Source organism: Fictibacillus nanhaiensis (assembly GCF_036213205.1).
GTDB lineage: Bacteria > Bacillota > Bacilli > Bacillales > Fictibacillaceae > Fictibacillus > Fictibacillus nanhaiensis_E.
The window spans coordinates 110,591-135,922 of sequence record NZ_JARMFC010000008.1 but is presented as its reverse complement, the minus strand read 5'-3'; the positions used below and the strand labels follow the sequence as shown (position 1 = coordinate 135,922).

The 25,332-nt window shown below is 39.1% G+C and carries 22 protein-coding genes and 1 riboswitch; of the genes, 5 read left to right on the top strand and 17 right to left on the bottom strand.

Annotation, left to right across the window (positions count from 1 at the left end):
* Nucleotides 1-77 precede the first annotated feature (77 nt).
* Nucleotides 78-791 (top strand): purine-nucleoside phosphorylase, encoded by a 714-nt coding sequence (gene deoD, locus P4V41_RS11030; RefSeq protein WP_328084944.1) that lies wholly within the window; start codon nucleotides 78-80, stop codon nucleotides 789-791.
* A 546-nt stretch (nucleotides 792-1,337) separates the two neighbouring features.
* On the opposite strand, the gene P4V41_RS11025 is transcribed toward deoD, so the two are convergent.
* Together P4V41_RS11025 and P4V41_RS11020 are read right to left on the bottom strand one after the other, a co-directional pair.
* Nucleotides 1,338-2,096 (bottom strand): TrmB family transcriptional regulator, encoded by a 759-nt coding sequence (locus P4V41_RS11025; RefSeq protein ID WP_328084943.1) that lies wholly within the window; start codon nucleotides 2,094-2,096, stop codon nucleotides 1,338-1,340.
* Between the two features lie 216 nt (nucleotides 2,097-2,312).
* Nucleotides 2,313-2,624, bottom strand: a complete 312-nt coding sequence (locus tag P4V41_RS11020; protein ID WP_328084942.1) for a hypothetical protein — start codon at nucleotides 2,622-2,624, stop codon at nucleotides 2,313-2,315.
* A 256-nt stretch (nucleotides 2,625-2,880) separates the two neighbouring features.
* Between P4V41_RS11020 and P4V41_RS11015 the strand changes: the two genes are divergently transcribed.
* Nucleotides 2,881-3,057, top strand: a complete 177-nt coding sequence (locus tag P4V41_RS11015) for a hypothetical protein (RefSeq protein ID WP_328084941.1) — start codon at nucleotides 2,881-2,883, stop codon at nucleotides 3,055-3,057.
* A gap of 55 nt (nucleotides 3,058-3,112) precedes the next feature.
* Here the strand turns inward: P4V41_RS11015 and P4V41_RS11010 are convergent, their stop codons facing one another.
* Entirely contained in the window at nucleotides 3,113-4,393 is a 1,281-nt protein-coding gene (locus P4V41_RS11010) for a DUF5068 domain-containing protein (RefSeq protein ID WP_328084940.1), read from the bottom strand.
* Nucleotides 4,394-4,643: 250 nt separating this feature from the next.
* Between P4V41_RS11010 and P4V41_RS11005 the strand changes: the two genes are divergently transcribed.
* A complete protein-coding gene (locus P4V41_RS11005; protein WP_328084939.1) occupies nucleotides 4,644-5,498 on the top strand; it encodes a copper amine oxidase N-terminal domain-containing protein in 855 nt (284 codons plus the stop codon).
* Between the two features lie 27 nt (nucleotides 5,499-5,525).
* Here P4V41_RS11005 and P4V41_RS11000 read toward each other — a convergent pair whose 3' ends face one another.
* Entirely contained in the window at nucleotides 5,526-5,966 is a 441-nt protein-coding gene (locus P4V41_RS11000; protein ID WP_328084938.1) for a hypothetical protein, read from the bottom strand.
* Between the two features lie 213 nt (nucleotides 5,967-6,179).
* Here P4V41_RS11000 and P4V41_RS10995 point away from each other — a divergent pair, with 213 nt between their 5' ends.
* Entirely contained in the window at nucleotides 6,180-7,871 is a 1,692-nt protein-coding gene (locus tag P4V41_RS10995) for a bifunctional metallophosphatase/5'-nucleotidase (protein WP_328084937.1), read from the top strand.
* 719 nt (nucleotides 7,872-8,590) lie between these two features.
* Here the strand turns inward: P4V41_RS10995 and P4V41_RS10990 are convergent.
* From P4V41_RS10990 to P4V41_RS10935, 12 genes are all read right to left on the bottom strand, one after another.
* Nucleotides 8,591-9,871, bottom strand: coding sequence for an alpha/beta hydrolase family protein (locus tag P4V41_RS10990; protein ID WP_328084936.1), 1,281 nt, complete (start codon nucleotides 9,869-9,871; stop codon nucleotides 8,591-8,593).
* 368 nt (nucleotides 9,872-10,239) lie between these two features.
* Complete coding sequence (locus P4V41_RS10985) at nucleotides 10,240-10,476, bottom strand: hypothetical protein (protein ID WP_328084935.1); 237 nt, start codon at nucleotides 10,474-10,476, stop codon at nucleotides 10,240-10,242.
* 831 nt (nucleotides 10,477-11,307) lie between these two features.
* Nucleotides 11,308-12,891 carry an acyl CoA:acetate/3-ketoacid CoA transferase gene (locus P4V41_RS10980; RefSeq protein ID WP_328084934.1) on the bottom strand — a complete coding sequence of 528 codons (1,584 nt, stop codon included), beginning with the start codon at nucleotides 12,889-12,891 and terminating at the stop codon, nucleotides 11,308-11,310.
* Between the two features lie 60 nt (nucleotides 12,892-12,951).
* Complete coding sequence (locus P4V41_RS10975) at nucleotides 12,952-14,223, bottom strand: TRAP transporter large permease (protein ID WP_328084933.1); 1,272 nt, start codon at nucleotides 14,221-14,223, stop codon at nucleotides 12,952-12,954.
* Nucleotides 14,224-14,718, bottom strand: a complete 495-nt coding sequence (locus P4V41_RS10970; protein WP_328084931.1) for a TRAP transporter small permease — start codon at nucleotides 14,716-14,718, stop codon at nucleotides 14,224-14,226. It abuts the gene before it with no gap.
* Nucleotides 14,719-14,755: 37 nt separating this feature from the next.
* Nucleotides 14,756-15,769 (bottom strand): TRAP transporter substrate-binding protein DctP, encoded by a 1,014-nt coding sequence (gene dctP, locus P4V41_RS10965; protein WP_328084929.1) that lies wholly within the window; start codon nucleotides 15,767-15,769, stop codon nucleotides 14,756-14,758.
* A gap of 19 nt (nucleotides 15,770-15,788) precedes the next feature.
* Entirely contained in the window at nucleotides 15,789-17,396 is a 1,608-nt protein-coding gene (locus P4V41_RS10960) for an acyl CoA:acetate/3-ketoacid CoA transferase (RefSeq protein WP_328084928.1), read from the bottom strand.
* 25 nt (nucleotides 17,397-17,421) lie between these two features.
* The gene (locus tag P4V41_RS10955) at nucleotides 17,422-18,318 is read right to left on the bottom strand and encodes a 3-hydroxyacyl-CoA dehydrogenase family protein (RefSeq protein WP_328084927.1); all 897 of its coding nucleotides are present in this window, start codon (nucleotides 18,316-18,318) and stop codon (nucleotides 17,422-17,424) included.
* Between the two features lie 26 nt (nucleotides 18,319-18,344).
* On the bottom strand, nucleotides 18,345-19,085 hold the full coding sequence (gene fabG, locus P4V41_RS10950) for a 3-oxoacyl-ACP reductase FabG (RefSeq protein ID WP_328084925.1): 741 nt from the start codon (nucleotides 19,083-19,085) through the stop codon (nucleotides 18,345-18,347).
* 26 nt (nucleotides 19,086-19,111) lie between these two features.
* The gene (locus tag P4V41_RS10945; protein WP_328084924.1) at nucleotides 19,112-20,290 is read right to left on the bottom strand and encodes a thiolase family protein; all 1,179 of its coding nucleotides are present in this window, start codon (nucleotides 20,288-20,290) and stop codon (nucleotides 19,112-19,114) included.
* Nucleotides 20,287-21,327: a LacI family DNA-binding transcriptional regulator gene (locus tag P4V41_RS10940; protein ID WP_328084922.1), complete on the bottom strand. Its 1,041-nt coding sequence runs from the start codon at nucleotides 21,325-21,327 to the stop codon at nucleotides 20,287-20,289. Before P4V41_RS10940 ends, P4V41_RS10945 begins: the two co-directional genes overlap by 4 nt.
* Before the next feature lie 149 nt (nucleotides 21,328-21,476).
* Nucleotides 21,477-22,625 (bottom strand): glycerate kinase, encoded by a 1,149-nt coding sequence (locus P4V41_RS10935; protein ID WP_328084920.1) that lies wholly within the window; start codon nucleotides 22,623-22,625, stop codon nucleotides 21,477-21,479.
* 113 nt (nucleotides 22,626-22,738) lie between these two features.
* Between P4V41_RS10935 and P4V41_RS10930 the strand changes: the two genes are divergently transcribed.
* Nucleotides 22,739-23,179, top strand: a complete 441-nt coding sequence (locus P4V41_RS10930; RefSeq protein ID WP_328084918.1) for a DMT family transporter — start codon at nucleotides 22,739-22,741, stop codon at nucleotides 23,177-23,179.
* Nucleotides 23,180-23,262: 83 nt separating this feature from the next.
* Here the strand turns inward: P4V41_RS10930 and P4V41_RS10925 are convergent, their stop codons facing one another.
* Nucleotides 23,263-24,711, bottom strand: coding sequence for an S-layer homology domain-containing protein (locus P4V41_RS10925; RefSeq protein ID WP_328084916.1), 1,449 nt, complete (start codon nucleotides 24,709-24,711; stop codon nucleotides 23,263-23,265).
* Between the two features lie 306 nt (nucleotides 24,712-25,017).
* Nucleotides 25,018-25,083: riboswitch (cyclic di-GMP riboswitch) on the top strand.
* Nucleotides 25,084-25,332: the final 249 nt, after the last annotated feature.

The following is a 25,332-nucleotide window of genomic DNA, read 5'->3' as shown; positions in this document are numbered from 1 at the left end:
GTAGAGAATTTTTTGGTAAGTTACAATCTTTTGAGGAGGTGAAACCATTACAATCGTAACGATGTAATGGTGAACAAATGAGTATTCATATCGGCGCAAAACAAGGTGAAATCGCAGAAAGCATCCTATTACCAGGGGATCCGCTTCGTGCAAAATATATTGCAGAAACATTTTTAGAAGATGTAACATGCTATAACGAAGTTCGCGGCATGCTTGGATTCACAGGAACATACAAAGGAAAGCGCGTATCTGTTCAAGGGACAGGCATGGGGATTCCATCGATCGGAATCTACACAAACGAGTTAATCCGTGAATATGGCGTGAAAAACTTAATCCGCGTTGGTACGTGTGGCGCGATCCAACAAGACGTAAAAGTGCGTGACGTAATCCTAGCGATGACAGCATCTACAGATTCTCGCATGAACCACTTGACGTTCCCTAACATTGACTTCGCTCCTTGCGCGAACTTCGATCTTTTAAGAAAAGCATATGAAGCTGGAACGGCAAAAGGCTTGAAAATCAAAGCCGGTAACGTGTTAACAGCTGACCTATTCTATCGTGACAGCATGGATATCGTGAAAAAGCTTGCGGATAACGGTGTGTTGGCGGTTGAAATGGAAACAACAGCACTTTACACGATCGCAGCGAAATACGGTGTGAACGCGTTGTCTATCTTAACTGTAAGTGACCACATCTTCACAGGTGAAGAAACATCTGCGGAAGAACGCCAAACGACTTTCAATGATATGATTGAAATGGCGTTGGAAGTTGTGAGTTCTGAAGATAAATAAGCATGTAAGGAGGCTCAGAGTTGATTCTGAGCTTCTTTTTTATGTAGATCTGTAAGAAGTTTCTCTTGTGAGGCTCTTCTGTATCTATAATTGTGCGTAACTTGTGTCGAAACGTGTGATAATCGTGTCGCAATGTGCGCAAACAAGAAAAATGTGTGCTTAAAACCATACCATCTGTGCGTAAAGCACAAGAAAATGTGCGAACGCGTAACAAATATAAGAACACGTACCGTGAAACCCTCCTGTAGCTGATTTATCGTTTACGATTCAACAAGCTCAATTGATTGATTTGCTAGTTTGACCCATAAGATGTTCATTTTGACTCATAGACCTATGATTTTGACCCATAGATTACGGTTTGACTCATAGACTTCTCTTTTTGACCCATAGAAGTCTTCGTTTGACCCATAAGTGACTACTAACGACCCATAGAGAGCACAATTTGACTCATAGGAATCGGCTTACACACTATCTACCAATAAAATGAAATAGGGCTGACCCTCGAAAGAACACGTGAAGTGCTCTTTCAGGGTCAGCCCTATCTCTTTAATACCTCAACTTCATCAATACACTCTTAATCTCTTCATCATTCATCATTAGTTCCGAATGTTTCTCCGTGATCTTAGCCAACGCCACATCATGATAAAAGAACTCAATGAAAACTTTAATGAATGGTCGTGATTTAGTCTTCAATGCTTGCCAGCTCTGACTCTCCATCCCTGCAAAGATAACTTCCGTCTCATCGACGACAACCAGGCGAAAACGCTCCAGTGAGTGATGCTCTTGGGCAGGAATCAACGTGTGCACATGGGACAGCGTCGACTCCAACTCACCTACAACAAGCACTTCCACATCCACACCCTGCTTTTCCTTCTCGAGCAGAATCGGTAGAATCTCTTGAATATCGTCTTGCCAGCCAGAAACGCGAATCGATTTCTCCGCCATTTGCAGAAGCTGCTTCGTTTGTGCACGAATCGACGAATCTACCTTCAGACTCCAAACGTGTTCATCGTAAAACTTTCTCTTCGACGTATTGTTTTTAAGCTGCTTTACATTTTCCTGAAATTCTGTCGTAAGCTTCTCGATCACGATTGACAGCGGCAACGCGGTATATAGCTTCTTCTTCTCTGACACCGAATCCAGCACCATGCCTTTTTCGATCATGCGCGACAGCACTTCATATATCTTAGATTTCGGAACACCCGAGTATTTAACGATATTGGTCGCGTCCATCGGCTCCTCGCTTGATGCAAGAACCTCGAATACCTGACTTTCGTATTGTGAAAAACCGAATTTTTGTAACATGGTTCCTCCTAAAAACGGTTATGTATGCATAACAAATGTAATCTGCTTAATAATAGCATGTTTAATATTTATTCTCACATCGTTCTGGCAGTAGGCAGTGCTTTGAATCTGTCGAACGTTGTCGACTCGCGAGTATATTTTCATTTTCGTGAAATTAAATGAGATTTTTTAAAGAATAATTATGAAATCCGTGAAATTCTGGCGTTTTTCGTGAGATTATCTCTCATCATTCACATAGTCACAGCGATATACTCTAGATGGTTCATTCAATTCTTTTGTATACAGCCATTCCACACCATTTTCTAACATAAATTGTACTTCCGTTCCAACCGGCAAGTGAGATGCATAGTAAGTTGTTTCATTATCTATAGAACCTTTAAACTTTTTTTCTATTTTTATCGGAATCTCATCATTTTTAACTGTTACAGACTCCGTTCGGTCAAAAATACATACTCTAGCAGAAGAAGAATCAACTACAAAATCGGAATCCTTTTTTAGAAGTTGTTTACCTTTTTGTAATACTTTCACCTTCCCCTCTTCTTCTATTAGAGCAATCTGTCTTGCCCCCTGAACCTTTGGATTTTCACTTTCATAGTTACAACCACTAATAACAAACAGGAATAAAAAGCACAATAAGTTCTTCAGACTAATTCCTTCTTTCCACAGATAATCAACTATCACTCATTTCTGTCAAAAACAGAAACTTCCTCCTCAACGGATGGAATATATTAACTTCCGCTAAAATCCATCGATATATATAGAAAAGAAAAAAAGAGGAATACAAATGGAAACCGCAATAACTCTATTATTAACATTCGTCGGAAACATTATATCGGTCTGGATAATACTCGAGATGGTAGAAAAACTGTTGGAAGTACAGTTGCCAAAAGAAAAGCGTAGAAAGTATTTTTGGCTGAGCGTCACTTTTTCCACATTTACAAGCTTCATCATCGGGTTTTAAAGTACCCACCACCACACAAAAAAGCACTCCCAAATCAGGAGTGCTCTCAAATCCGTTACCGCGGTAACGTAAACTTCGCTTTTTTCTCTCCAAACAGATACTTCCCGTCTCCGAAGAACGGTCCAAGCTCCATCTCAAATGATTTGAACAATTGGAATTCGTCTTTACGGAATAAGAATACCGTGTACTTTTCTTTCTCTTCGCCTGGCTTCACACTCTTTGGATCGCGTGGCTCTGCGAATCCATTGCTCAGCGCTGATCCGCGGTCTTTATCAATGGTTACTTTTCCGCCAAGATTATAGATGTCGATCTCTTTTTTACCATTGTTTCTAATCATCGTTTTAACCGTTAACGCAACCAATTCTGCGTCTTCAAAGCGTGATTCGTTACCTGCCGTTGGGATGACTTCTGTGTACTGAACGCCTTCTAACGTCACTTCCATGTCACCGACTGTTTGCGTTTGTCCGATGTCTGTTTTCTCGAAAATCATCTTCTTATCCGCTAGGTTGTTAGCTGACATTAAGTCTGGATAGAACTTTTGCTCACTTGCGGATGCCTTCGCTTGTTCCCCACTGTACGCAAAATCAAAAATCTTTTCTTGCATGAAATCTTGCATGCCACTGAAATCTTTGTTTGGTGCAGCACTTGCTTCAATAACGAACTTTGGTTTTACGCTCGTCATCGTTTGGTAATCCGCTTCTGTGATCAAGAACGTGATCAGACCAGACGTCTTCTCACCCGCTTTATACATGTTATTATTTCCGTCGATTCCTTCAGAATAAGTTTTCGGACGCAGTCCTTTTCCTTCTTCAATAAAATTTCTTGTGTTTGACGGGATGTACGTTAGGTTATCAGTTAGACGAATGTTCGTTGTTCCGTTAAAATAAACATCTTTTCCTGATTGGTTATCAACTGACATACGTGCCGTGAGAATATAACCGTTCGGTGAATCATCAAAACGGCTAGCAGTTGACTCGTTCATATCTGTCACTTTTACAAGCTGGTACTCATCGATCGTTACTTTAAAGCCGCTACCTTCATTTACGAAGCCAGGATTGCTGTTCGTATACAGGACTTCCACTTTTCCACCTGTATCTTCTTCTATGTAAGGATTCAACACTTCGCCCGAATCACTGCTTGCTGGCTCTTCCTTTTTTTCATCTTTTTTCTCTTCTTTTTTAGGTTCGTCAGCAGCTTTTGCTTTCTCTTCCACTTTTACTTCTTTCTCTTCCTTATCTCCTGATGCTTTCTCACTATCTCCACATCCACTTAGCATAAGGACAGCAGATAGACCTGCCACGACCACGAACTTAGATTTAGACTTTGCTTTCAACAAACCGACCACTCCTTTTTATCTATCTTCCAATTTCTTTACATTTTCTTATTTACCATTTTTCAACAGTTACGAAACCTGTTTATATGTAAAAATATGTATTTGTACCAAAAACACAACTCTCTGATCATACACTTAATTCCATATTTACTCTTAAGTCTAAAGAACCAAATACACCATATTTTATCCATTTATTGCTAATTACCTATATAATGGAATTTGTAGGAAAAAGAATAGTAAAGGCGGATGAAAAGTGAAGAAAATAAGTGTTCTACTAATCGCGCTCTTGATCATGTTTGGTATGTTCTCTCCACGATCAGCATCAGCAATGGACGCTCCATTTGTATATATAAAGGGGCAAAAACTTGATTCTTCTAATCAAGTAAAAACGCAAAACGGTGTCACATTCATTGAATTGCGTAAGGTTTTTGAATTGCTAGGAATGAAACTCACTTATAATCCTAGTACGATGGAGATTACAGGGGAAAAGAAAGATTTCATTTTTAAGACGGAAGTAGGTTCAGATATTGCCTACATTAATGGGGTAGAGAAAAAGATGCCTGCTCCGTCTTATGCGAAGGACAGCAGAACGATGATTCCACTTCGCTTCCTTAGCGAACATATGGATTTGAAAGTCGACTGGGTCAAAGAAATCTACAGCATTATCATTTCAGACGATAAGGTGCTGCATACTGATTTTTCTTTTACAAAAGAAGAGCTTAACGCTGATCTTCTCTCTCAGTTCAAAGGGGGCAAGCTTGGAAACTTCCCTATCGGTATCATTAGTCAGTACGACGATCAGTACTTTGAAAAGCTTGGTGCGCCGCTTGCTGTAAATAACAAGGAACGTTATTACACATATGGCGATTACAGACTTTACTATGAGATGTTCAGACATGGACATACATATATCAAAGAACTTCGTGTGTATCCTCAACCGACTGAAGGACTTACCTTAAAAAAAGTGAGAGATACGTTAGGAAAACCACATAAAATGTATACTGACCAAAAGACAGGAACGACGGTATATATTTGGAATGACACAAAGCACTCTATGGCGTTCCACTTTATTGATTCGGACCAACTGGAATATATTAGTGTGAAATAATGGTGCACAACAAAGCACTGCGGAAGACTACTCCGCAGTGCTTTTATTGTCTCCATGCTTCAAATCTTGAATATCCTTACTTGTAGATAAGCCTTTTTGAGAGATATTGTTTTTGCTTTTTACCCAATAATAATAAGTAACATCTGGTTCATTCTCAAATACAACAGAGATTACATAAGGATTTAGATGCTTAAATCCTTCATCACGATGTGGGACTGTAGAAATTGTCCAACGCTCATTTGGATACTTCTCTATTAAATAAGGTTTTAATAAATCTACTTTCTTATGGATTTGTGCGTCGATCCATATTGGGCGTACTACAAAAAACACAGAGTATGCTAACCATAGAATGATGGCAAGGCTAAAGCTGATCTTACGGTACTTCCCTTTTAAAAAATATGAAATGATAACAATAGTCGTAATAACACCACCAGCAGTCATAATCTCTATTAACTCTTTAGGATCCATCTCGTTCCCCCATACTTAAACATTCGTTCATTGGTGTTGGCTGATAATCTTTTGCAAAGTATATGTACCCTTTCCACTGTTTATAAATTTTTTTATATCTCTTTTATTCTACCAAACCAGGTTATATCCACTCTCATTAAAACTTCAACTTCCCTTATTTAGTAATCATGCTATATTAGAATAGTATGACAAATTAGAAAGGATCGTGATGTTATGTCCGTTAAACACCCGTTTAAAAGATTACTAGCTTCCTCTCTTGCGGTTGCCCTTCTCTCTTCACAATTTGCAACCGCTTCCTATGCCGCTCCTCAGCAGGAAACACATAAAAAGAAACATCATCCAAGAACGTTCAACCTCTCTTTGATGCACACGAATGACACACATGCACATTTAGACAATGTGGCAAAACGTATCACCGCAATTAAAGAAGTTCGAGCAGAAAAGCCAGATGCATTGCTTTTAGATGCTGGCGACGTGTTCTCTGGCACCCTCTACTTTAACGAGTTTAGGGGACAAGCCGACCTTGAATTTATGAACCTAGCAGGCTATGACCTTATGACATTTGGTAACCATGAGTTTGACTTGGGATCAAGTCCTGAAGGTCACAAAGCACTTGCTGACTTTGTAAAAAATGCAGATTTTCCTTTCGTTAGCTCCAACGTAGACTTTTCTCAAGACGCAAACATGAAGGAACTGACAAATAAAAGAATTCCGATTAGAGCGAAAGACAGCAACATCTATCCTGCTGTAATCAAACGCGTGAACCACGAACGCGTTGGGTTCATCGGTCTTACAACAGAAGAAACAGCTGACATCTCAAGCCCTGAAAACGTAAAGTTTAATAACTATATCGAGTCTGCTCAAAAAGCGGTTAAAGCATTAGAACGCCGCGGCGTGAACAAGATCGTGGCGATCACTCACCTCGGATATGATGACAACCCTCAGTATGACAACGATCTTGAACTAGCCAAGTACGTTGACGGAATTGATGTCATTGTTGGCGGTCACAGCCATACGACATTAGCTGAGCCTGTTGTTGTAGATAAAGATGAAAATGACAAACAGAAAGATGCTTCTACCGTTATTGTCCAAGCCTATCAATATGGTGATTTTCTAGGCACATTGGATGTACAATTCAATAAAAAAGGACAAGTCATCGGACAAACCGGAGAATTGATCGAAGTTAAAACGAAAACAGATGACCCGGAAGTTGCTGAATTATTGAAGAAATACTCTAGTAAAATAGAAGAATTAAAGAATACACCAACTGGCGGCGAGGCTGTAAATGCGCTTGAAAATCCGCGTTCATCAACAGACGGACCGAGTGTACGAAGCAACGAAACTGAACTCGGTAACCTCATTACGGATGGCATGCTAGATAAAGCAAAAGAGCTTAACCCGAATGTGGTGATGGCTCTTCAAAACGGTGGCGGTATTCGTGCTCCGATCGATGCTGGTCCGATCACATACGGAGATGTGTTAACAACGCTTCCGTTCGGTAACACGTTAGCAACTATGAAATTAACTGGTGCTGAAATCAAGACAGCTCTTGAACACAGTGTAAGTCAATCGCCAAAAGAAAGCGGCGGGTTCCTACACGTTTCTGGTATGAAGTTTACGTATGACAGCACAAAAGCTGCAGGCAGCCGCGTATTGTCGATGGAAGTTAAAAACGCAGATGGCTCTTACACAGCGATTGATACAGCGAAAGAATATGTAATCGCAACAAATGCCTTCACTGCAAAAGGTGGAGATGGATACACTGTATTCGCAAACGCATATAGTCAAGGCCGCGTAACAGATCTTGGGTTATCTGACTGGGAGAATCTACGTGATTATGTAGCTGCGTTGAAAACGGTCGATCCGAAGGTGGAAGGTCGTATTGTGGATGTAGCGAAAAAGTAAGACAGAAAACAAGCTGACTTTTCAAAAGAGTCAGCTTGTTTTTTTTTGTTGCGGTGGCGAGCCCTATTTTTCAATAAGTGTCTCGTCATTCTTGATATAAGCTTCACGCCGCTTAAGATACCGCGAGACTTGTATTCTCTTTATTAACAACAACATTAAGAAGCCAAAAATAACACCCAGTAGTGAAACCCAGTTTCCGCGTATCAGCATGACCAAGTCAGCTACAAACATGTAGAAAAATAACGTATAAACAGCCGATAACATGATGTTAAAGAAGCGCAGCTCCTTGATTCGTCCTTTTTCAGAAGCTGTTATAGGTTCTTTATTTCGTGCAGAGAGAAGTTTCCATTCTTGTCTTATGATGATGTAAGGCTCGATAAACCAGTTAACTATTTTTTCATGTCATACTTATCCTAACTTTATGGAATTTACTACTATTATAGGCTGTAAAAAGTCATGCGGTCATGCGGTAAGTAGCAGAGTGGTATTTTCTTGCGTCGGTACTGCTAAATCCCATCTGGAGTTTCACTGATTTAGACCTTCTATGAGTCGTTATTACGTTTCTATAGGTCAAAATTCGGTGTCTATGGGTCTTCACGTAAATCCTATGAGTCATTCTCACACTTCTATGGGTCTTCGCAATTTCTATGGGTCGTTACACACACTCTATGAGTCTAACTCACCTACCTATGGGTCTAAATCTAATCCTCATATCCATGCTACTTATGTTTAATACTAACCAACAATGTATCCCCCACATGTTTCGAACTAAAATCCAACTTAACACGCAATCTTCCCGCTTCATCCGCACGGGTCTTAACTACCTTAGCACCTCGATCACCTTTAATCTTCACGAGATACTTTCCGTTCGGCTTGAACCAAGGTGCTGTCTGAACATCAGCCTTACCTGAACCCTGAAGCTTAAATCCTTTCTTTGTCACGTCGGATAATCTAGCAAACTCCATTGCATCTCGATCAAATTCAACATCCCATCCATAAACAGAAAAGTATGATTCAGCTGACTTATAGTGAAAAGGAATCGGTGCTTCAGGAGGATTATTGAAAATGTCCATAAATCGTGGCAACGTTTGGTGCAGATCGCGCTGCCAATATCCCCACGTATGGGAACCAGGTCCGTAACTATCCCACACATCCGATATGTTCAGTTCTTCTAACCGATTATGAAGACTCGTTGACATCACAAAACACGTTTCTTCAACCGGTGATGCCAAACCACCATCTAAGGGTCCGCCTGCTTCACCTGTTCCCGTGTGTATAGCAAGATCCACATCTTCCAAGTTTTCTGCTAAGTCCCAAGGATTATGACTTCTCCAAATAATCTCCTTCGTTTCTCTATCACCCCAAACCGTTCCAGGTGGCACTTTTTCCTGATTCTGAAAGATCGTCTTCTCTAAAAACTCGGGGTCTAGGTTCGTATCGAGTACACCTGAAAACGAACTCGCTGCTACAAAAAGATCGGGGTGTCTTGCCGCGTAAGACATGGCACCAAAGCCACCCATGGATAAGCCTGCTACAGCTCGTCCTTCTCTCGATCCTTTTGCACGATAATGCTGCTCCACCCACGGAATTAGTTCTTCGATATGATACTTCTCCCACTGAGGCGGTCCATACGCGCCTTCGTTATACCAATCCGAATAACTCGCACCTCTCCCTGCATCCGGCATAACCACAATCAACGGCAGATCCTCAGTTATCTTTTCAACATCCGTCCGAGCCGTCCATGCTTTATAGTCACCGCAGCAACCATGTAACAAATAAAGAACAGGGTATGTTTGCTCTGATTCTTCATATCCTTTAGGCAAAATAACTCGCAGTGATGTCTGTTTTCCTAATGCCGGACTATGGAGTGTAATGTCGTGAAGTCTCTCGCTAAGCGGCGTGTCAGAAATCAGCTCCACTTGCGCATGAGCTTGTCCACTTGGATAAAGGGGAATAATTAACAGGAATGCAAGCAAACTTTTAAGTAAAATCCGAAACATGGTATGTCCTCCTCTTCTACTTACCTTTATTTCCTTATATAAGTAAAAGATACAGACCACTAGTTGGATTTACAATGAGGCTAAGGGCTTTAAGTGAATGACATGACTCTGGGTATAATTTCCTTACACTCTATCTTCGAAAATCATTAATTCATCACAACAAAAAAATCCCTGTTTCCAGAGATTTCTTTAGCTATTTAAATTTCTTTTCTTATTCCTTGCGCTATATATTCTGTAAACAATCCCAATACCTGCGATAACTAACAGAATCACAAGGGCTGCAGTTGTTCATGGCATAGATGCTATAACCTAGTGCGGCAATGAACGCTATTAAAATAAGTATATTGAACATGGAACTAACCCCTATCTTATATGTTACGGGATTTTTCCGATTTTCTTTTATAGATGTTCAAGAACGCTTCAACCACAAAAAACACGACTAGACCAATGACTAATATAGTAAAAGAGCTTTCAATAAACTCTCTATCCATAAAGAACTCATAGAACGAATTGATTAGTAACAGCACTGCCCATACGGTGAATGTGCACCAGCACGCGATGTTAACATTTTTCTTCTGAATCTTATCGTTGTGCTTAAAGAACATAGTTATCTCCTCTCTAGTCGTAATTATTGAATATCCCGCTCCTATTTAAACATTTGTTTAAACATAAGTGTGAAATCAATAAAAAAGCGCATTTACGTGATTAGGTAAATGCACTTTTGATATTTAAAGGCTAACCGTTTAATACCCTATGATTCTTCTAACAAACTCTATGAGCCATTCTTCAATGTCTATGGGTCTTCAACAGGTTTCTATGAGTCAAACCTAGAGTTCTATGAGTCCTCACAGTTTCTATGGGTCAAAACACATGATCAATGGGTCTTCCCGCAACTTCTATGAGTCCTTTATTTTGAGATACTTGCCCAAAGTAATTCTAGAAACATCTTAAAAACTACTTTATTTAATATATAATCCGTACAGTAACTAGAATTAATACGAAAAGCAGCCATAAGGGAAGTGACAATAAAATTCCCCAAAAAAAGATCCTCGCTACTTTCTTTTTACGTGTCATAATAACCAACCTCATTATTTTAGGTGTAAAGCTTCTATATATGTTTATACGGTGATTGAGGTGAAAAGTTTCGGGCTCTCCTGTAAAATAACGCCTAAATTTATTCTCTATATCAAATCATTCGCTGAATAAGATTAATCCATCCAAAGAAAGCCATCCACAACGGAACGCTGAACAAAACACCCCAGATCAATCCCCTAAAGAAATTACTCTCTTCCATTTTATCTTCTCCTGACTTTTTAATAAAAATATTATTAGTCAGTTTTAACGAGAAATTTCCTATGTATACTAGTATATTACGTTGTTGGTTGAAAGCTAACAAAAAAGCATCCCTCATAAGAGATGCTTTCAAAACAAAGCAATTAAACTACGAAACTCCTATCGTTTTTTGGATGTAACTTCATCGGTCCATCCAAAAAGAGCTTAACATCCATTTCCTTTAAATGAGGGGATATGATGGGCTGGAATTCCATATTGGCTAAGATGTCCTTTTCTAATTGAATTCCTGGTGCGATTTCCGTCAATATCAAGCCTTTTTTTGATAACAAAAATACGGCACGTTCTGTTACATAAATTACGTCTTTTTGATGCTCTGCTGCAAATCTTCCGCTATACGTAATCTGTTGGACTTTATTTTTAAACTTCTTAATCCTGCCTTCTTGTACAATTTCAACTTTACCGTTGTTTATTTCAACATGTAATCCTCCACCGGTAAATGTTGTACAAAAGACTACCTTTTTGGCTGTTTGTGTAATATCAATAAAACCACCACAACCTACTGTTCTCGTCCCAAACTTTGAGACATTTACATTTCCTAATTGATCTACCTCTGCTGCTCCCATAAAAGTTAGATCGATACCCGTTCCATGATAATAGTCAAACAGATATTCATGATCAAGAATGGCATCCGCATTACGAGCAACCCCAAATTCATTTGCTCCAATCGGTACACCACCTACAATTCCAGATTCGAGTGTAATGGTCATCTGTTCATCTAATCCCTCTTCATGAGAGATAGGTCCTATTACATCACCTGGAATTCCAATCCCCAAGTTAACCACTACCGAAGAGGTAACTTCTTGGACAGCTCTTCTTCCAATGACTTTTCGCATATCTAGCGGTAAGGGCATGAAACTTACCGTTGGTGTACGAAGGTCTCCAGAAAACACGGGATTGTATACCGTACTTGGAATTTGACGATGTTCAGTTTCAGGATCATCCACTAAAACATACTCATCTACTAAATATCCTGGAACCACTACATCTTTAGGATGCATCGTATTTTTTTTCACAACATACTTAACTTGAGCAATTACTTTTCCTCCATTAGCTTTAGCTGCATGAGCGGCAGATAGGATTTCTAGTTTTAACGGTTCTTCTTCTGCGGTAATATTGCCATTTTCATCAATACTTGTTCCCCGAATAAAGACATAATCAAATGCGATTGATGGATACAATAAGAATTCTTCATTCTCTATTTCTACCACTTTAATTAAGTCTTCTTTTTGCTTTGTTCTTTCATTGAACTTTCCACCTTCAATTCGAGGATCAATGAAAGTTCCGATGCCAATTGGAGAAAGTTGTCCTGGCATTTTGTTCGCCATTGCTCTTAATAGATGTGTTAGTTGACCTTGCGGAAAGCAATAACAATCCACTTTATTTTCTTCTATTAACTTTCTCATTTTAGGAGCTAGACCCCAATGGCCGCCAATAACTGTTGATATTAATCCCTCTTCAGCAATATATTCTATTCCATTTGTTTTATCAGATTGTCCAGCGGTATGGAAAACGGTTAATGAATGTGGATGTCCTGTTTCCTTATAACTCTTCCCAATCGCTTGTAGTATCTTATCACATTGACCCATACCGCCAAATCCTACGAGTGCTATCGTACTTCCATCTGGAATATCTAATGATAATTGGTCCACCATAATAGATTTAACCATGTTTATTCCCCCTTATTTATGAAATTTTGACAGTTGCTAATCGTTTATAGGGGCTGTTTCTTAAACAATAGATGGTAGCCAAGTTGAAAAGAATGGTATTAAACTAATAATTAATACATCAACAAACAAAATGATGACAAACGGCACAATTGCTCGAGATATGTGTTCTATCCGGATTTTTGATATTTGCATAGCTACGAATAAATTAATTCCAACAGGTGGAGTAATTAAACCAATCGCTAAGTTGACTACAACGATAATGCCAAAATGGATAGGATCCATTCCTAGACTTAGTGCAATCGGAAGTAAGATTGGTACAAAAATTAGAATGGCTGCAGCAGCTTCCATGAACATTCCTACAATAAGTAAGAAAATGTTTACTACAATGATGAACACATAAATATTTGTGGTGATATCTAGAAATGTTTCAGAAACTAACTCTGGAACTCTTAAGCGATTTAGAATAAAACTGAATAAACCAGCAGTAGAGATGATAATCATGACGATAGATGTAGTAACTGCAGATTCTTTAAATATTTGAGGTAGTTCTTTCCACTTAATTTCACGATATATGAATACCCCTACTACAAAAGCATAAGCAACCGCAACTACTGCTGCTTCTGTTGGCGTAAATATTCCTCCATAAATTCCTCCAAGAACGATAATAGGCATTAATAATGAAAGAATTGCACTTTTAAAAGATTTGAATGTATCTCCCACATTTGCTTTTTCCACACCTAAATAACCTTTTCTTTTTGAAACAAAATATGCAGAAATTAATAGCGATATCGTGATAACAATTCCAGGAATGACACCTGCCATAAACATGTCCCCTACCGATTGTTTAGCAGCAATACCATATAAAATTAGCGGAATACTTGGTGGAATAATAACTCCTAGTGCACCTGAAACGGCCTGATTTGCACTCGCAAAGTTCACATGATAGCCTTTTGCTATCATTGCCGGGATTAAGATTGAACCGATCGCAGCAGTAGTTGCTGCTCCTGATCCCGAGATTGCCGCAAAAAACATGGAAGTAATGATAACTACCATTGCTAAACCACCGGTGATATGCCCTACTAAACTACTTGCAAAGTTTACTAACCGCTGAGAAATGCCGCCAACTTGCATTAAGTACCCAGCTAAGATGAAGAACGGAATGGCCATTAATGGAAACGAGTTTATTGCATTGAACATTTGCTGTGGCACTAATTGTAAAGGAGCAAGATCACCCATCCACGCTATCGCGGTTGTCGACAAACCTAGCGCAATAGCTATGGGAGTTCCAATTAGAAAGAGGAACGCTAATGATATAAAGAGTAACGCGACCATCTATAATTCCTCCTTACCAATAAAGTCTTCTATTAGACTAGCAATTGTATTAATTAACATGAGTACTCCACCAACCGGCACAGCTAGCATCGGCCAGAACATTGAAAGACCTGTAGTTGGTGCAGTCTGAAAAGAAACACTTTGAGCCATTTTTAGACCATAAATGATGAGAACAACATAAAAGACACTTGTACAAACAGACATAATGACTTTTAATACTTTTGCTGACGTTCCTTTTAACTTATTTTGTAGGATATCTACTGCGATAAGAGAACCTTCTTTTACCGCATAAGCTGCACCTAGTAACGTAAGCCATATCATTAGAAATCTGGATGCTTCTTCCGAGAACGTTAGAGAGTTACCTGCCACAAATCTAGCGAAAACTTGCCAGAAAATAAGCACACTCATTAGGGCAAGCATGATGAACAATAACCATCCAACGGCTCTATTTAGCAAGTTTGTTAGTTTAACATATTGTCTTAACGTGTATATCATTCTAACCCCTCCTTAGAGGGGGGAGTCCCCCCATTGATTAATACTTATAATTTCTAACTTCGTTGATCAGTTCTTCGTTAATTTCCGGTGCCCATTTCTTATAAACCGGTTCTACTGCTTTTCTAAATGCCTCTAAATCTGGTTTAGCTACTTCCATCCCGTTTTCCTCAAGTTTTTTTAATGATTCTTTCTCTAATTTCTGACTAGCTTCGCGTTGAACAGGTGTTGCTAGCTCCGCCGCTTCTAAAATGGCTTCTTGATCTTCTTTTGGTAGTGAGTCAAACAATTGCTTACTCATCATAAATGGAAGCGGCGAGTAAACATGGCTTGTTAAATTTAAGTATTTTTGAACTTCGTGGAAACGAACATCTAGTATTGTTGGAATAGGATTTTCCTGACTCTCAATAACACCTTGCTGAAGGGCAGTATATACTTCTGGCCAAGCCATTGGTGTAGCGTCAGCTCCAAAAGCTCTCCAGGTATCTACTTGTACTTCACTTTCTTGCGTTCTGTGTTTAATTCCCTTAAGATCTGAAGGCTTTTTAACTAATCTCACATTGTTTGTTTCATGTCGGACTCCGTTTTCCATCCAAGATAAAACTTTTACATTTGCTTGGTCCTCAATTTTCTTTGCTAGTTCATCGCCGATCTTACCATCCAAAACAGCATAAGCATGATCTACATCATTAAATAAATAAGGAAGATCAAACATTAATATATCTTTTACGAAACTGCCGATCGGTCCTGTGGACGCAACGCCCATTTCAATGGTATTAATCCCCATTCCTTCTACTACTTCACGTTCTCCACCGAGCTCATTATTATAATGAAGCTTCACAGATAAGCGCCCATCTGTTAACCGTTCCAATTCTTCCTTAAATTTCTTCAGACCTTCATCATGATGTGAACCCTCACCTAGTGGGAGACTCACATCAAAAACTCTTTCTTCACCTTCGGCTGATGCTCCAGTAGTTTTATCAGCACCACAGCCCGTCATAAATAGCATGGAAAGAATAAGTGACAAAACAATTAACAACTGTCCTTTTTTCATATTAATTTCCTCCCTATTTTTAATGTATATACGATACTTTTTCATTGGAAACGCTATCATAAAACGTTTGAGCAAACCCCATTTTACCTTCTGAAAAAATATCCAGATCCATTTCTTTCAACTCATTCGATATAATCGGTACAAAATCCATATGAGCTAGAATGTCTCGATCCATATCAATGCCTGGGGCAATTTCAACTAATTCAACCCCATGCTTTGTCAACTTAAAAACCGCGCGTTCTGTTACGTATAAAACTTCTTGAGCTATATCCTGTGCGAATTTCCCACTAAACGTAATCTGATTAACATTTTGTTTGAATTTTCCGAATTTTCCTTCCGTGACAATTTCTAACTTTCCATCCTTTACCTCTACTTCACAACCACCAGCTGTAAAAGTAGAACAAAATACAACTTTTTTTGCATTTTGTGTAATATCTATAAATCCACCACATCCGGCCGTTTTGCTTCCAAACTTGCTAACATTTACATTGCCGTGTTCATCTATTTCAGCTGTTCCCATATAGGTAATGTCTACACCGCGGCCAGTGTAATAATCAAATTGATAAGGATGTTCGATGATGGCTTCAGCATTACGTGTAATCCCAAAGTCCGTTCCACCAAGTGGTTGTCCACCTATCGCTCCTGATTCAATCGTAAGAACTATATCTTTAAGAATTCCTTCTTCACTAGATACAGGACCCACTGTATCACCCGGGATTCCTGTTCCTAAGTTTACGACTGCTCCTGGGAACAGTTCTTTAACTGCACGTCTGCCAATAATTTTTCTCATATTTAGTGGTATTGGGTCTAATTCTTCCAGCGGCTCTTTTAACCACCCACTAAATACTGGATTATAATAATTACTAGCTGTTTGGCGATGATTCACCTCTGGTTCTTCAGCTACCAAAACATGATCTACATAAATTCCTGGTATAACAACTTCTTTTGGAGCAAGCGTTCCTCGTTTCACATAATTCTTCACTTGAACAATTACTTTCCCACCAAATCGTTTAGTGGATTGTGCGACGGAGATCGCTTCTAACTTTAATGCCTCGTCTTCCATCGTTACATTACCGAACTCATCTGCCGTCGTACCGCGGATAATACAAACATCAACAGGTACTTCTTTATAGAAAAGATACTCTTCACCATGAATGTGGATTAAATCTACTAAACTTTCAGCGAGTTTGGCACGCTCATTCATTCGCCCACCTTCAATTCTCGGATCAACATATGTTCCGAGCCCGACTTTCGAGAAGTTACCTGGTTTTCCACCTGCCATTGCGCGAAAAAGGTGAGTAAGCTGACCTTGCGGAAGACAATGTGCTTCCACATCGTTATTGTGAATGAGTTCTCCCCACCTTGGAGCAAGCCCCCAGTGTGAACCAATAATCTTAGATACTAATCCTTTATGAGCAAGGTGCTCGATTCCGTTTACCCTGTCACTATGACCTGCGGCATGGATCAGCGTTAATTGTTGAGGAGATCCTTTCCTCAAGAAACTCTCTTCAATTTCTTTTAAAAAGGTCTCACATGCACCCATTAGTGTGAACCCGCATAATGCCAATGTACTATTGTTCTGGATCATAGAAACAACAGAAGAGGCACTCGTCTTTTTCGCAATCATTTTTATCCCCCTCATCTTTTCTGTATTATAGGGTAATCTCTACTTTTCCTGTTTCAATTCTTCGGCCTTGATCATCGTAGAAATAGAAGCCGCGACCCGTTTTCCTCCCTAAATTTCCAGACTCCACAAGTTTCTTTAACAAAGGAGCAGGCCGATACTTGGAATCATCAAATCCTTCATAAAGGCCTTTCATTGTTGCTAATAAGACATCTAAACCAACAAAGTCCGCTAGCATGATTGGGCCCATTTTATGATTTGCTCCAAATTTCATCGCATCATCCACGTCTCTAGGATCTGCTCCTTCCATGACGCAATAAATGGCTTCATTCACCATAGGAATCAGCATACGATTTACTAAAAATCCTGGATAATCTTTGCACGTGACTCCATTTTTATCAATGTCTGTGACAAATTGTTGTGTTATTTTATAAGTTTCTTCTGATGTAACAATGGAAGGAATAATTTCTACTAGACTCATAAGTGGTGCAGGGTAAAAGAAATGCAAGCCTATTACTTTTTCTGGACGTTTTGTTGAAGCTCCGATAGACGCAATGGATAAGCCTGATGTGTTTGATGCTAAAATCGCATTTTCATTGAGGATTTGATCTAATTGAGTAAATAATTTCTTCTTGGTTTCTAATTGTTCCGGAACGGCTTCAATGACCAAGTCTGCATCATGAATATCATTCATATCAAAGGTTGAATTGATTTTATGGAGAGCTCTTTGAACATGTTCACTCGAGCATTTTCCCTTCTCCACTTTACGATGTAGGTTCTTTTTTATTAAATCTGATGCTTTCTGCAATCGCTCCCGGTCGACCTCAACCATGTAAACTTCTTTCCCAGCTTCGGCAATCACCTGAGTAATCCCTGAACCCATCAGCCCACCGCCAATTACAGCCACCTTCTTAATTGCCTTCATCATATTTCCTCCCTTTGGGGTTGAAATTAAAGGACCATTCCACCACCGACATTAATGACTTCTCCGTTTATGTAAGATGCTTGATCTGATGCTAAAAACGCAATACAATTTGCAACATCTTCAGGCTTTCCTGCTCTTCCCATCGGAATTTTGGAAACCATGATATCCCAAACTTTTTCAGGTACTCCGCGAGTCATGTCTGTATCAATAAAACCCGGACAAATTGCATTAACGGTGATGTTCTTTTTTCCTAATTCTCTTGCTGCAGTTTTGGTTAATCCTACAACACCTGCTTTTGCCGCAGCATAATTTGCTTGACCTACATTACCTAGCCAACTTGCAGAAGATATATTAACAATTCTACCTTGTTGTTGCTCACGCATAATCTGACTTGCAGGCTTCATCGTGTTAAATACACCTGTTAAATTAACACCGATAACAGAATCCCACTGTTCTTGATCCATCTTGTGTAACATTGAATCTCTATTAATCCCAGCATTGTTAACGAGGATATCTAATCTGCCATGTGTTTTAGCGGTTTCTTCAATCAGACGCTCCGCTTCTTCCTTTACTGCCACGTTGCAAAGAAATACCTCAGCGCTTCCGCCGTTTTCTTTTATCTGTGATGAAGTAGCATCTGCACCTTCTTGATTCATATCACTAATAACAACATGTGCACCGAGCTCTGCTAATTTCTCAGCAATTCCTTTTCCTAATCCACGTGCGGCACCTGTTACCACCGCTACCTTCCCTGTTAAATCGATCATTTTGTCTCCTCCACTCTCTATACGATCTAGACTAGTTCAAATAATGTTGCGATTCCTTGGCCACCGCCGATACACATGGTTGATACGCCGTGTTTTAAGTTTCTTCTTTTTAGTTCTTCTAATAGTTTTACAGTAATAATGGCACCGGAAGCACCAATTGGGTGACCAAAGGCGATTGCTCCTCCGTTTACATTTACACGTTCTTTCTCGATGCCAAGATCCTTCATTACCGCTACAGACTGCGCGGCAAACGCTTCATTTAATTCCATTAAGTCGATTTTATCTAGTGAAAGGTTAGCTTTTGCTAGGAGATTCTTCACTCCTGGTGCTGGGGCAAATCCCATTATTTCTGGATCAACACCCGCTAGCGCTTGATCTCTTACGTAAGCAATTGGAGTCAGCCCTAGTTGCTCGGCTTTATCACTCGTCATTAATACAAGTGCAGCTGCCCCGTTATTAATACCTGAAGAGTTTCCTGCAGTTACAGTACCTCCACCTTTAAAAGCAGGTTTTAATTTAGATAATTTCTCTAATGTCGTTCCTCTGCGTGGATGTTCATCTGTATCAAAAATCGTAACGCTACCTTTTCTTCCCTTTACTTCCACTGGAACAATTTGATCTTTTAGATAACCGTTGTCCATAGCCTCTATTGCTTTTAATTGACTTTCATAAGCAAACTGATCTTGCTCTTCTCTAGTAATGCCATATCTTTCAGCAACGATTTCCGCTGTAATTCCCATAGGATAATTACCAAACGGATCTGTAAGCGCTGTCAATAATCCGTCTTCTAATTGAGCATGACCAAATTTATATCCATACCTTCCTTTTCGAACGTAGTAAGGAAGCTGATCCATATTTTCAGTTCCACCCGCAACTACAACCTCTGCATTCCCTGTTTGTAATTGTTGAACAGCACTATTTATAGCTTGTAACCCAGAGCCACAAAGACGGTTTACCGTATAGGCGTTGCTTGATGAAGGTATGCCTGCTCGAATGGCACACATCCTAGCGATAAAAGCATTTTCAGCAACTTGTCCGACACAGCCCATAACCACTTCGTCTACAGTATCTAAGCTGATGCCCGCTCTAGTAACAGCACCTTTGATGGCTGTTGCACCAAGATCTGCCGCATGTACCCCTGCAATTTCACCGCCCATTGTTCCAATTGCTGTGCGGGCATAACTAACGATTACAACTTCTTTCATTGTCCATCCACCATCCCTATTTTTTGTTTTTTTACAATATCGCTACTTTCTCTAATAATTAGTTTAGGCTCCATTAAGAAATTCTTATGTTCTATGCTATCTTTTTCTTTATTTAAAAGCGTTTGCATCAAAATCTCAGCACCGATTCTACCAATTTCATACGTATGAACATCTACCGTTGTTAAAGGGATTCTAAAATCCTCCGAAAATGAAATATTGTCTGATCCAATGACCGATACATCTTCAGGTACTTTATAACCTGCATCCAGCAATGCTTTTATAGCACCGAATGCCATAATGTCACTTGCTGCAAACACTGCAGTAGGTACATCGCCTTTTACTAAGAGACTATTCATATCGTTATAAGCACTTTTGATCTGATAATCACTCATAATGATTCTGTTTTCTTTCAAGGAAATCCCGTTTTCCATCAACGCCTTTTTGAATCCTTCTTCTCGCTGCACGCTGTTTAGTCGATCACCTCCGAGAAATGCGATGTCACTATGACCTAAATGAATAAGGTAGTTTGTTGCCATCATCCCTACCTTTTCACTGTCAATTCGTACTACATTTCCTTGATAGTGATTAGGAGCACGATTGATAAGGACGTGCGGGACACCTTCTTTTTGTAAGAGTTTTGTGCTAGCTGATTCCTCTTCATCGATCGTCGCCAATACGATGCCATCTACACCTTGATCTAACAAAGATTGGAGTAGTTCGTATTCTTTGTCTGGGTCATCACCTGTCGGACAGAGTATTACGTTGAATCCATTAGCCATAGCAATATCTTCTACACCTTTAAGCATGAGCGGATAGAACGGATTAGTGATTTCAGTTACTGTTACACCAATCAACTTGGATTCTTTTCTCTTCAGACTTCTTGCAATCTTGTTAGGGCGATAACCTAACTCTTCAATTGCTTGTTCTACTCTTGCTTTCAAATCATCACTTACAAACTTTGTTTTATTAACAACTGCAGATACTGTAGCGATGGAAACATCTGCTTTTTTCGCTACATCTTTGATTGTAATATTCATATATTCCACTCCCAGAAAAACGTTTAGCTGTAATTCTAAAAAATTTTACTATTAAACAAATTTAACCCTTTTTATCGGCATTCTTACAGAAAAACGTTTAGCTAAACGTTTTTCTTGTTACTCATTGTATGACAATTCAGAAAATAAATCTATACCTTTTGCAAAATTTTATTTAAACATATTGTTTTCGCTATATTTATAGAAGTTTGCTCGACGTTCCTTTTACCGTTTAATAACGCTTCATCTAATGTGCTAATACCGTTTACGATACTAAACACGGCATCAATCCCATGATCATACACCGATTGATAACCTTCACCTAAACCTCCAGCTAAACCAATTACCGGTATACCGTAAATCTTGGCCCGCTTAGCCACGCCAATAGGTGCTTTTCCATGTACCGTTTGCCCATCAATCCTACCTTCTCCTGTAATCACAAGATCCGCGTCTTCAATACAATCGTTAAAGTTTACAATGTTCAATATGGTTTCGATACCCGATTTTAAACAACCGTTTAAAAAGGCAATTACACCTGCCCCTAAACCACCAGCAGCTCCTGCGCCAGGTATATCCTTAATATCTAGATGTAAGCTAGCTTTAACAACATCTCCAAGATGATTTAATCCTTGATCTAATTCTGTAACCATCTCAGGTGTTGCTCCCTTTTGGGGTCCAAATATTACTGAGGCACCTTGTGGACCTACAAGTGGATTCGTTACATCACATGCAGCTTCAAACACAATATGTTTTAACCTTTGATCCACTCCAGAAAAATCAATACGAGCAATCTTTGAAAGAACGCCTCCCTGCATGACAAGTTCTACATCGTTTTCATCAAAAAAAGTAATACCTAAAGCAGTTGCCATTCCAGTTCCACCATCATTTGTTGCTGATCCACCTAAACCTAATACTATTCTATCAACTCCATGATCCAGGGCATCAAGAATAAGTTCACCGGTCCCTCTAGTTTTCGTCAATAGTGGATTTCGTTGTTTCCGAGGAATATGATGGAGTCCAGAAGCTGCAGCCATTTCAATTACCGCCGTCTTTCCGTCACCGGTAATTGCATAAAAACCTTCCACTAAAGTTCCAAGCGGGCCAGTAACAGTTTTCTTTATCAGTTTTCCATCTGTTGCATCAATAATGGACTGAACGGTTCCCTCTCCTCCATCAGCAATGGGAATCTTTACGTAATTGGCTTCAGGTAAGACTTTACGAAAACCCTTTTCTATTTGATTACATACTTCCATTGCTGTCATACTCTCTTTAAAAGAATCAGGTGCGATTACAATCTTCATTTGTTGACTAGTCAACTCCTTTTAAACTAATTTAAAGTAAATCTAGAGTAATTCGTCTATTCGACAACTCCTGACGTTCTCCTTCAAAAATTTTATTAGAATGAGGTGTTATCATGATATATCTTTTTATTTTATTTGCCCTTATAGCTGGTATGGCCCTTCCTACACAGTTCAGTATTAATGCACAATTAAGAAGTCTAGTAGGTTCTCCTATAATCGCATCTACCATATCTTTCATTGTTGGATCAATCGCTCTACTCATTCTTTCTCTTTTTCAACAAGAAGTCAGGTTTAACAAAGGATGGTTAGAAGGTCCATGGTGGATATGGACAGGGGGGGTGTTAGGAGCTTTTTATGTAGTGGCAACCATTGTACTCATCCCGCGAATCGGTGCAGCTTCAACAGTAGCTTTTATACTTACAGGTCAAATTATTGCCTCAGTTCTGATCGATCATTTCGGTCTTTTTGGAGTACAAATCCAATCTATTAATCTCTATAAATTCATTGGTGTCTCACTAATTATTATTGGAGTTATATTTGTTCAGAAACATTAAAGTTATAAATTAGATCTATAAACAACATAAAAGAAACAGCCCTCTATATGAATAGAGGACTGAATTTTGATGAAGTAATTTTTTTATTTAAAATCCCACTTCAACGTATCATCTGAAGGTTTTCCGTTAAGTAAAATATCTGCTCCATATTCTAATGCTATTGTTGATTTAGTGAGTGGTGCTTTAAAGACGTGGCTGCCTGTCGCTGTTTCGCCTGGAGCGAGTTCTCTAAAGATACCGAATTGTGGATCTGCTGTACCATCTGTGAAGAACAGCTTGAACGCTCCTTGGTCAACCGTCTCTTTTGTGTTGTTTGTTTCTGTGTAGTTCAGTTGATATTCCATGTAATTGTTTTGAGTTACCTTAGCTAAGCTTGTAACTTGAACGGTCAAACCATTGTCTGAAGAAACGTAAGGCTTATTCACTTCTAGAAAATCGTATCCTACTCCATCTGAGGGAGCTAACATGATTTCCAGTTCAACTACAGTACCTTCTTCTATCATAAGTTCGTTATCGGCAAACGTTTCATAGCCTTCTTTAACAACTGTAAGCGTGTATCTGTCTTCTTGCGCTTTAAAGATGAATGAGCCGTTTGCATTCGTCTTCTCGGTCGTATAGATGTCTTCAGTTGCAAGAACGACGTTAGCACCTTCAATCGGTTTACCGTCTTCATCAACAACCAATCCTTCAATCGTACTCAATTCCGGCTCAGGTTCGATTTCCCCTGCTCTGATTACTCTAGCCAAAAACGCTGCAAACTCTGCACGTGTTAATTGATTTTCTGGTCTAAACGTATGGTCACTAAATCCACTTACAAGACCATATTCAACGAGAGTACTAATTGGTTCATATGCCCAGTGGTTCTTAGGAACATCTTTAAAGTTTTCTGTTGCCGTTCCTTCTAGCTCGTATGCTCTTACTAAGAGCGAAGCAATTTCCGCTCTAGTAATAATCTTAGTAGGCTTGAACGTGTTGCCAACAAATCCATTCATTACGTTTGCTTCTGCAACGGCACCAATCTGATTAGCTGCCCAGAAACTTTTCGGTACATCTTTAAATGTTGGTGTAGCATTTGGAAGTTCCATGTGACGAGCCATAATTGCCGCTACTTCTGCACGGCTAATTTTCTTGTTTACTCCATACGATCCATCTTGAAAACCACTAACTAACCCAAGTTCATTTAGCAGCAAAATATCATCTTGCGCCCAGTGACCCCTGATATCATTAAAAGGTAGCTTTTCAGATGGAAACGCAAAACCTTCCAGATCAACTTCAAAATTCGTGCCACCATTTAATTCTTTAACGCATGTAGCATTGCTGTTATATTCTGTGATTAACGCCTTTAGTTCTTCAATATTTTTTGCAGTTTTAGCTAATGCAGTCGGTTCATGAAGCATGTATACACAATCTGCTGTTCTGAAGTGTCCACCTAACTCATCACGTGCACCGTTGTGAGCGTTAGTTGTAGACGGATTGAAAAATACCGCTGATAAAACAGAGAACACTGCCAACATCTTAATAAAAGATTTCAATACTTTAACCCCTTTTCATTGACTAATAGTTTAATAACATCAAAATTATACTAAAATTGTTACATATTTGAAATGTGTTTCGTTCGACAAATTATTTGTGTTTTTAAATTAAGCAAAAAAGAGAAAAATCTATATTATTCTACTTATTAAAAACCATAGTAAGAAATCAAAATTATTATTCTTATTATATAACACCCAATCTATTATTTATCCACGTGCTCCTAACACAAATTGTTAAATATTGTATATTTTACTGATCGTGATAGGATAAGGGTATGGGTAATATCCAAATTAAGGGAAAAATATCGATATAAAAGTACGAAAAGCTGCAGGTCTAAAGTATTAAGGTACTATGACAGCCGAGTTACCAAACATTGGAATATCGAGAGTAAGTGGATGATGTTGAACAACCGCACAATATGAGCTAAGTTATGTTGTAGGGTTTGAAGATGACGCGCTTAAGTTGTTAGGTGGAGAGTCGCGTTAAAAAGGAAAAGCCACATTCTATTAATTATAGAATGTGACTTTTGAAGCAAGGGGACGGTTCTCTGCTTCCAGGTTTACGCTATAAACATTAAATAGATATACCCTCTAGATTTCTCGTTATCAGTATAGAGAGAG

Excerpts from the sequence above, each read along its gene's own strand:
- deoD (WP_328084944.1), top strand. The coding sequence starts at position 78 with ATGAGTATTCATATCGGCGCAAAACAAGGTGAAATCGCAGAAAGCATC.
- P4V41_RS11025 (WP_328084943.1), bottom strand. The coding sequence starts at position 2,096 with ATGTTACAAAAATTCGGTTTTTCACAATACGAAAGTCAGGTATTCGAG.
- P4V41_RS11015 (WP_328084941.1), top strand. The coding sequence starts at position 2,881 with ATGGAAACCGCAATAACTCTATTATTAACATTCGTCGGAAACATTATA.
- P4V41_RS11000 (WP_328084938.1), bottom strand. The coding sequence starts at position 5,966 with ATGGATCCTAAAGAGTTAATAGAGATTATGACTGCTGGTGGTGTTATT.
- P4V41_RS10995 (WP_328084937.1), top strand. The coding sequence starts at position 6,180 with ATGTCCGTTAAACACCCGTTTAAAAGATTACTAGCTTCCTCTCTTGCG.
- P4V41_RS10990 (WP_328084936.1), bottom strand. The coding sequence starts at position 9,871 with ATGTTTCGGATTTTACTTAAAAGTTTGCTTGCATTCCTGTTAATTATT.
- P4V41_RS10985 (WP_328084935.1), bottom strand. The coding sequence starts at position 10,476 with ATGTTCTTTAAGCACAACGATAAGATTCAGAAGAAAAATGTTAACATC.
- P4V41_RS10980 (WP_328084934.1), bottom strand. The coding sequence starts at position 12,891 with ATGGTTAAATCTATTATGGTGGACCAATTATCATTAGATATTCCAGAT.
- P4V41_RS10975 (WP_328084933.1), bottom strand. The coding sequence starts at position 14,223 with ATGGTCGCGTTACTCTTTATATCATTAGCGTTCCTCTTTCTAATTGGA.
- P4V41_RS10970 (WP_328084931.1), bottom strand. The coding sequence starts at position 14,718 with ATGATATACACGTTAAGACAATATGTTAAACTAACAAACTTGCTAAAT.
- dctP (WP_328084929.1), bottom strand. The coding sequence starts at position 15,769 with ATGAAAAAAGGACAGTTGTTAATTGTTTTGTCACTTATTCTTTCCATG.
- P4V41_RS10960 (WP_328084928.1), bottom strand. The coding sequence starts at position 17,396 with ATGATTGCGAAAAAGACGAGTGCCTCTTCTGTTGTTTCTATGATCCAG.
- P4V41_RS10955 (WP_328084927.1), bottom strand. The coding sequence starts at position 18,318 with ATGAAGGCAATTAAGAAGGTGGCTGTAATTGGCGGTGGGCTGATGGGT.
- fabG (WP_328084925.1), bottom strand. The coding sequence starts at position 19,085 with ATGATCGATTTAACAGGGAAGGTAGCGGTGGTAACAGGTGCCGCACGT.
- P4V41_RS10945 (WP_328084924.1), bottom strand. The coding sequence starts at position 20,290 with ATGAAAGAAGTTGTAATCGTTAGTTATGCCCGCACAGCAATTGGAACA.
- P4V41_RS10940 (WP_328084922.1), bottom strand. The coding sequence starts at position 21,327 with ATGAATATTACAATCAAAGATGTAGCGAAAAAAGCAGATGTTTCCATC.
- P4V41_RS10935 (WP_328084920.1), bottom strand. The coding sequence starts at position 22,625 with ATGAAGATTGTAATCGCACCTGATTCTTTTAAAGAGAGTATGACAGCA.
- P4V41_RS10930 (WP_328084918.1), top strand. The coding sequence starts at position 22,739 with ATGATATATCTTTTTATTTTATTTGCCCTTATAGCTGGTATGGCCCTT.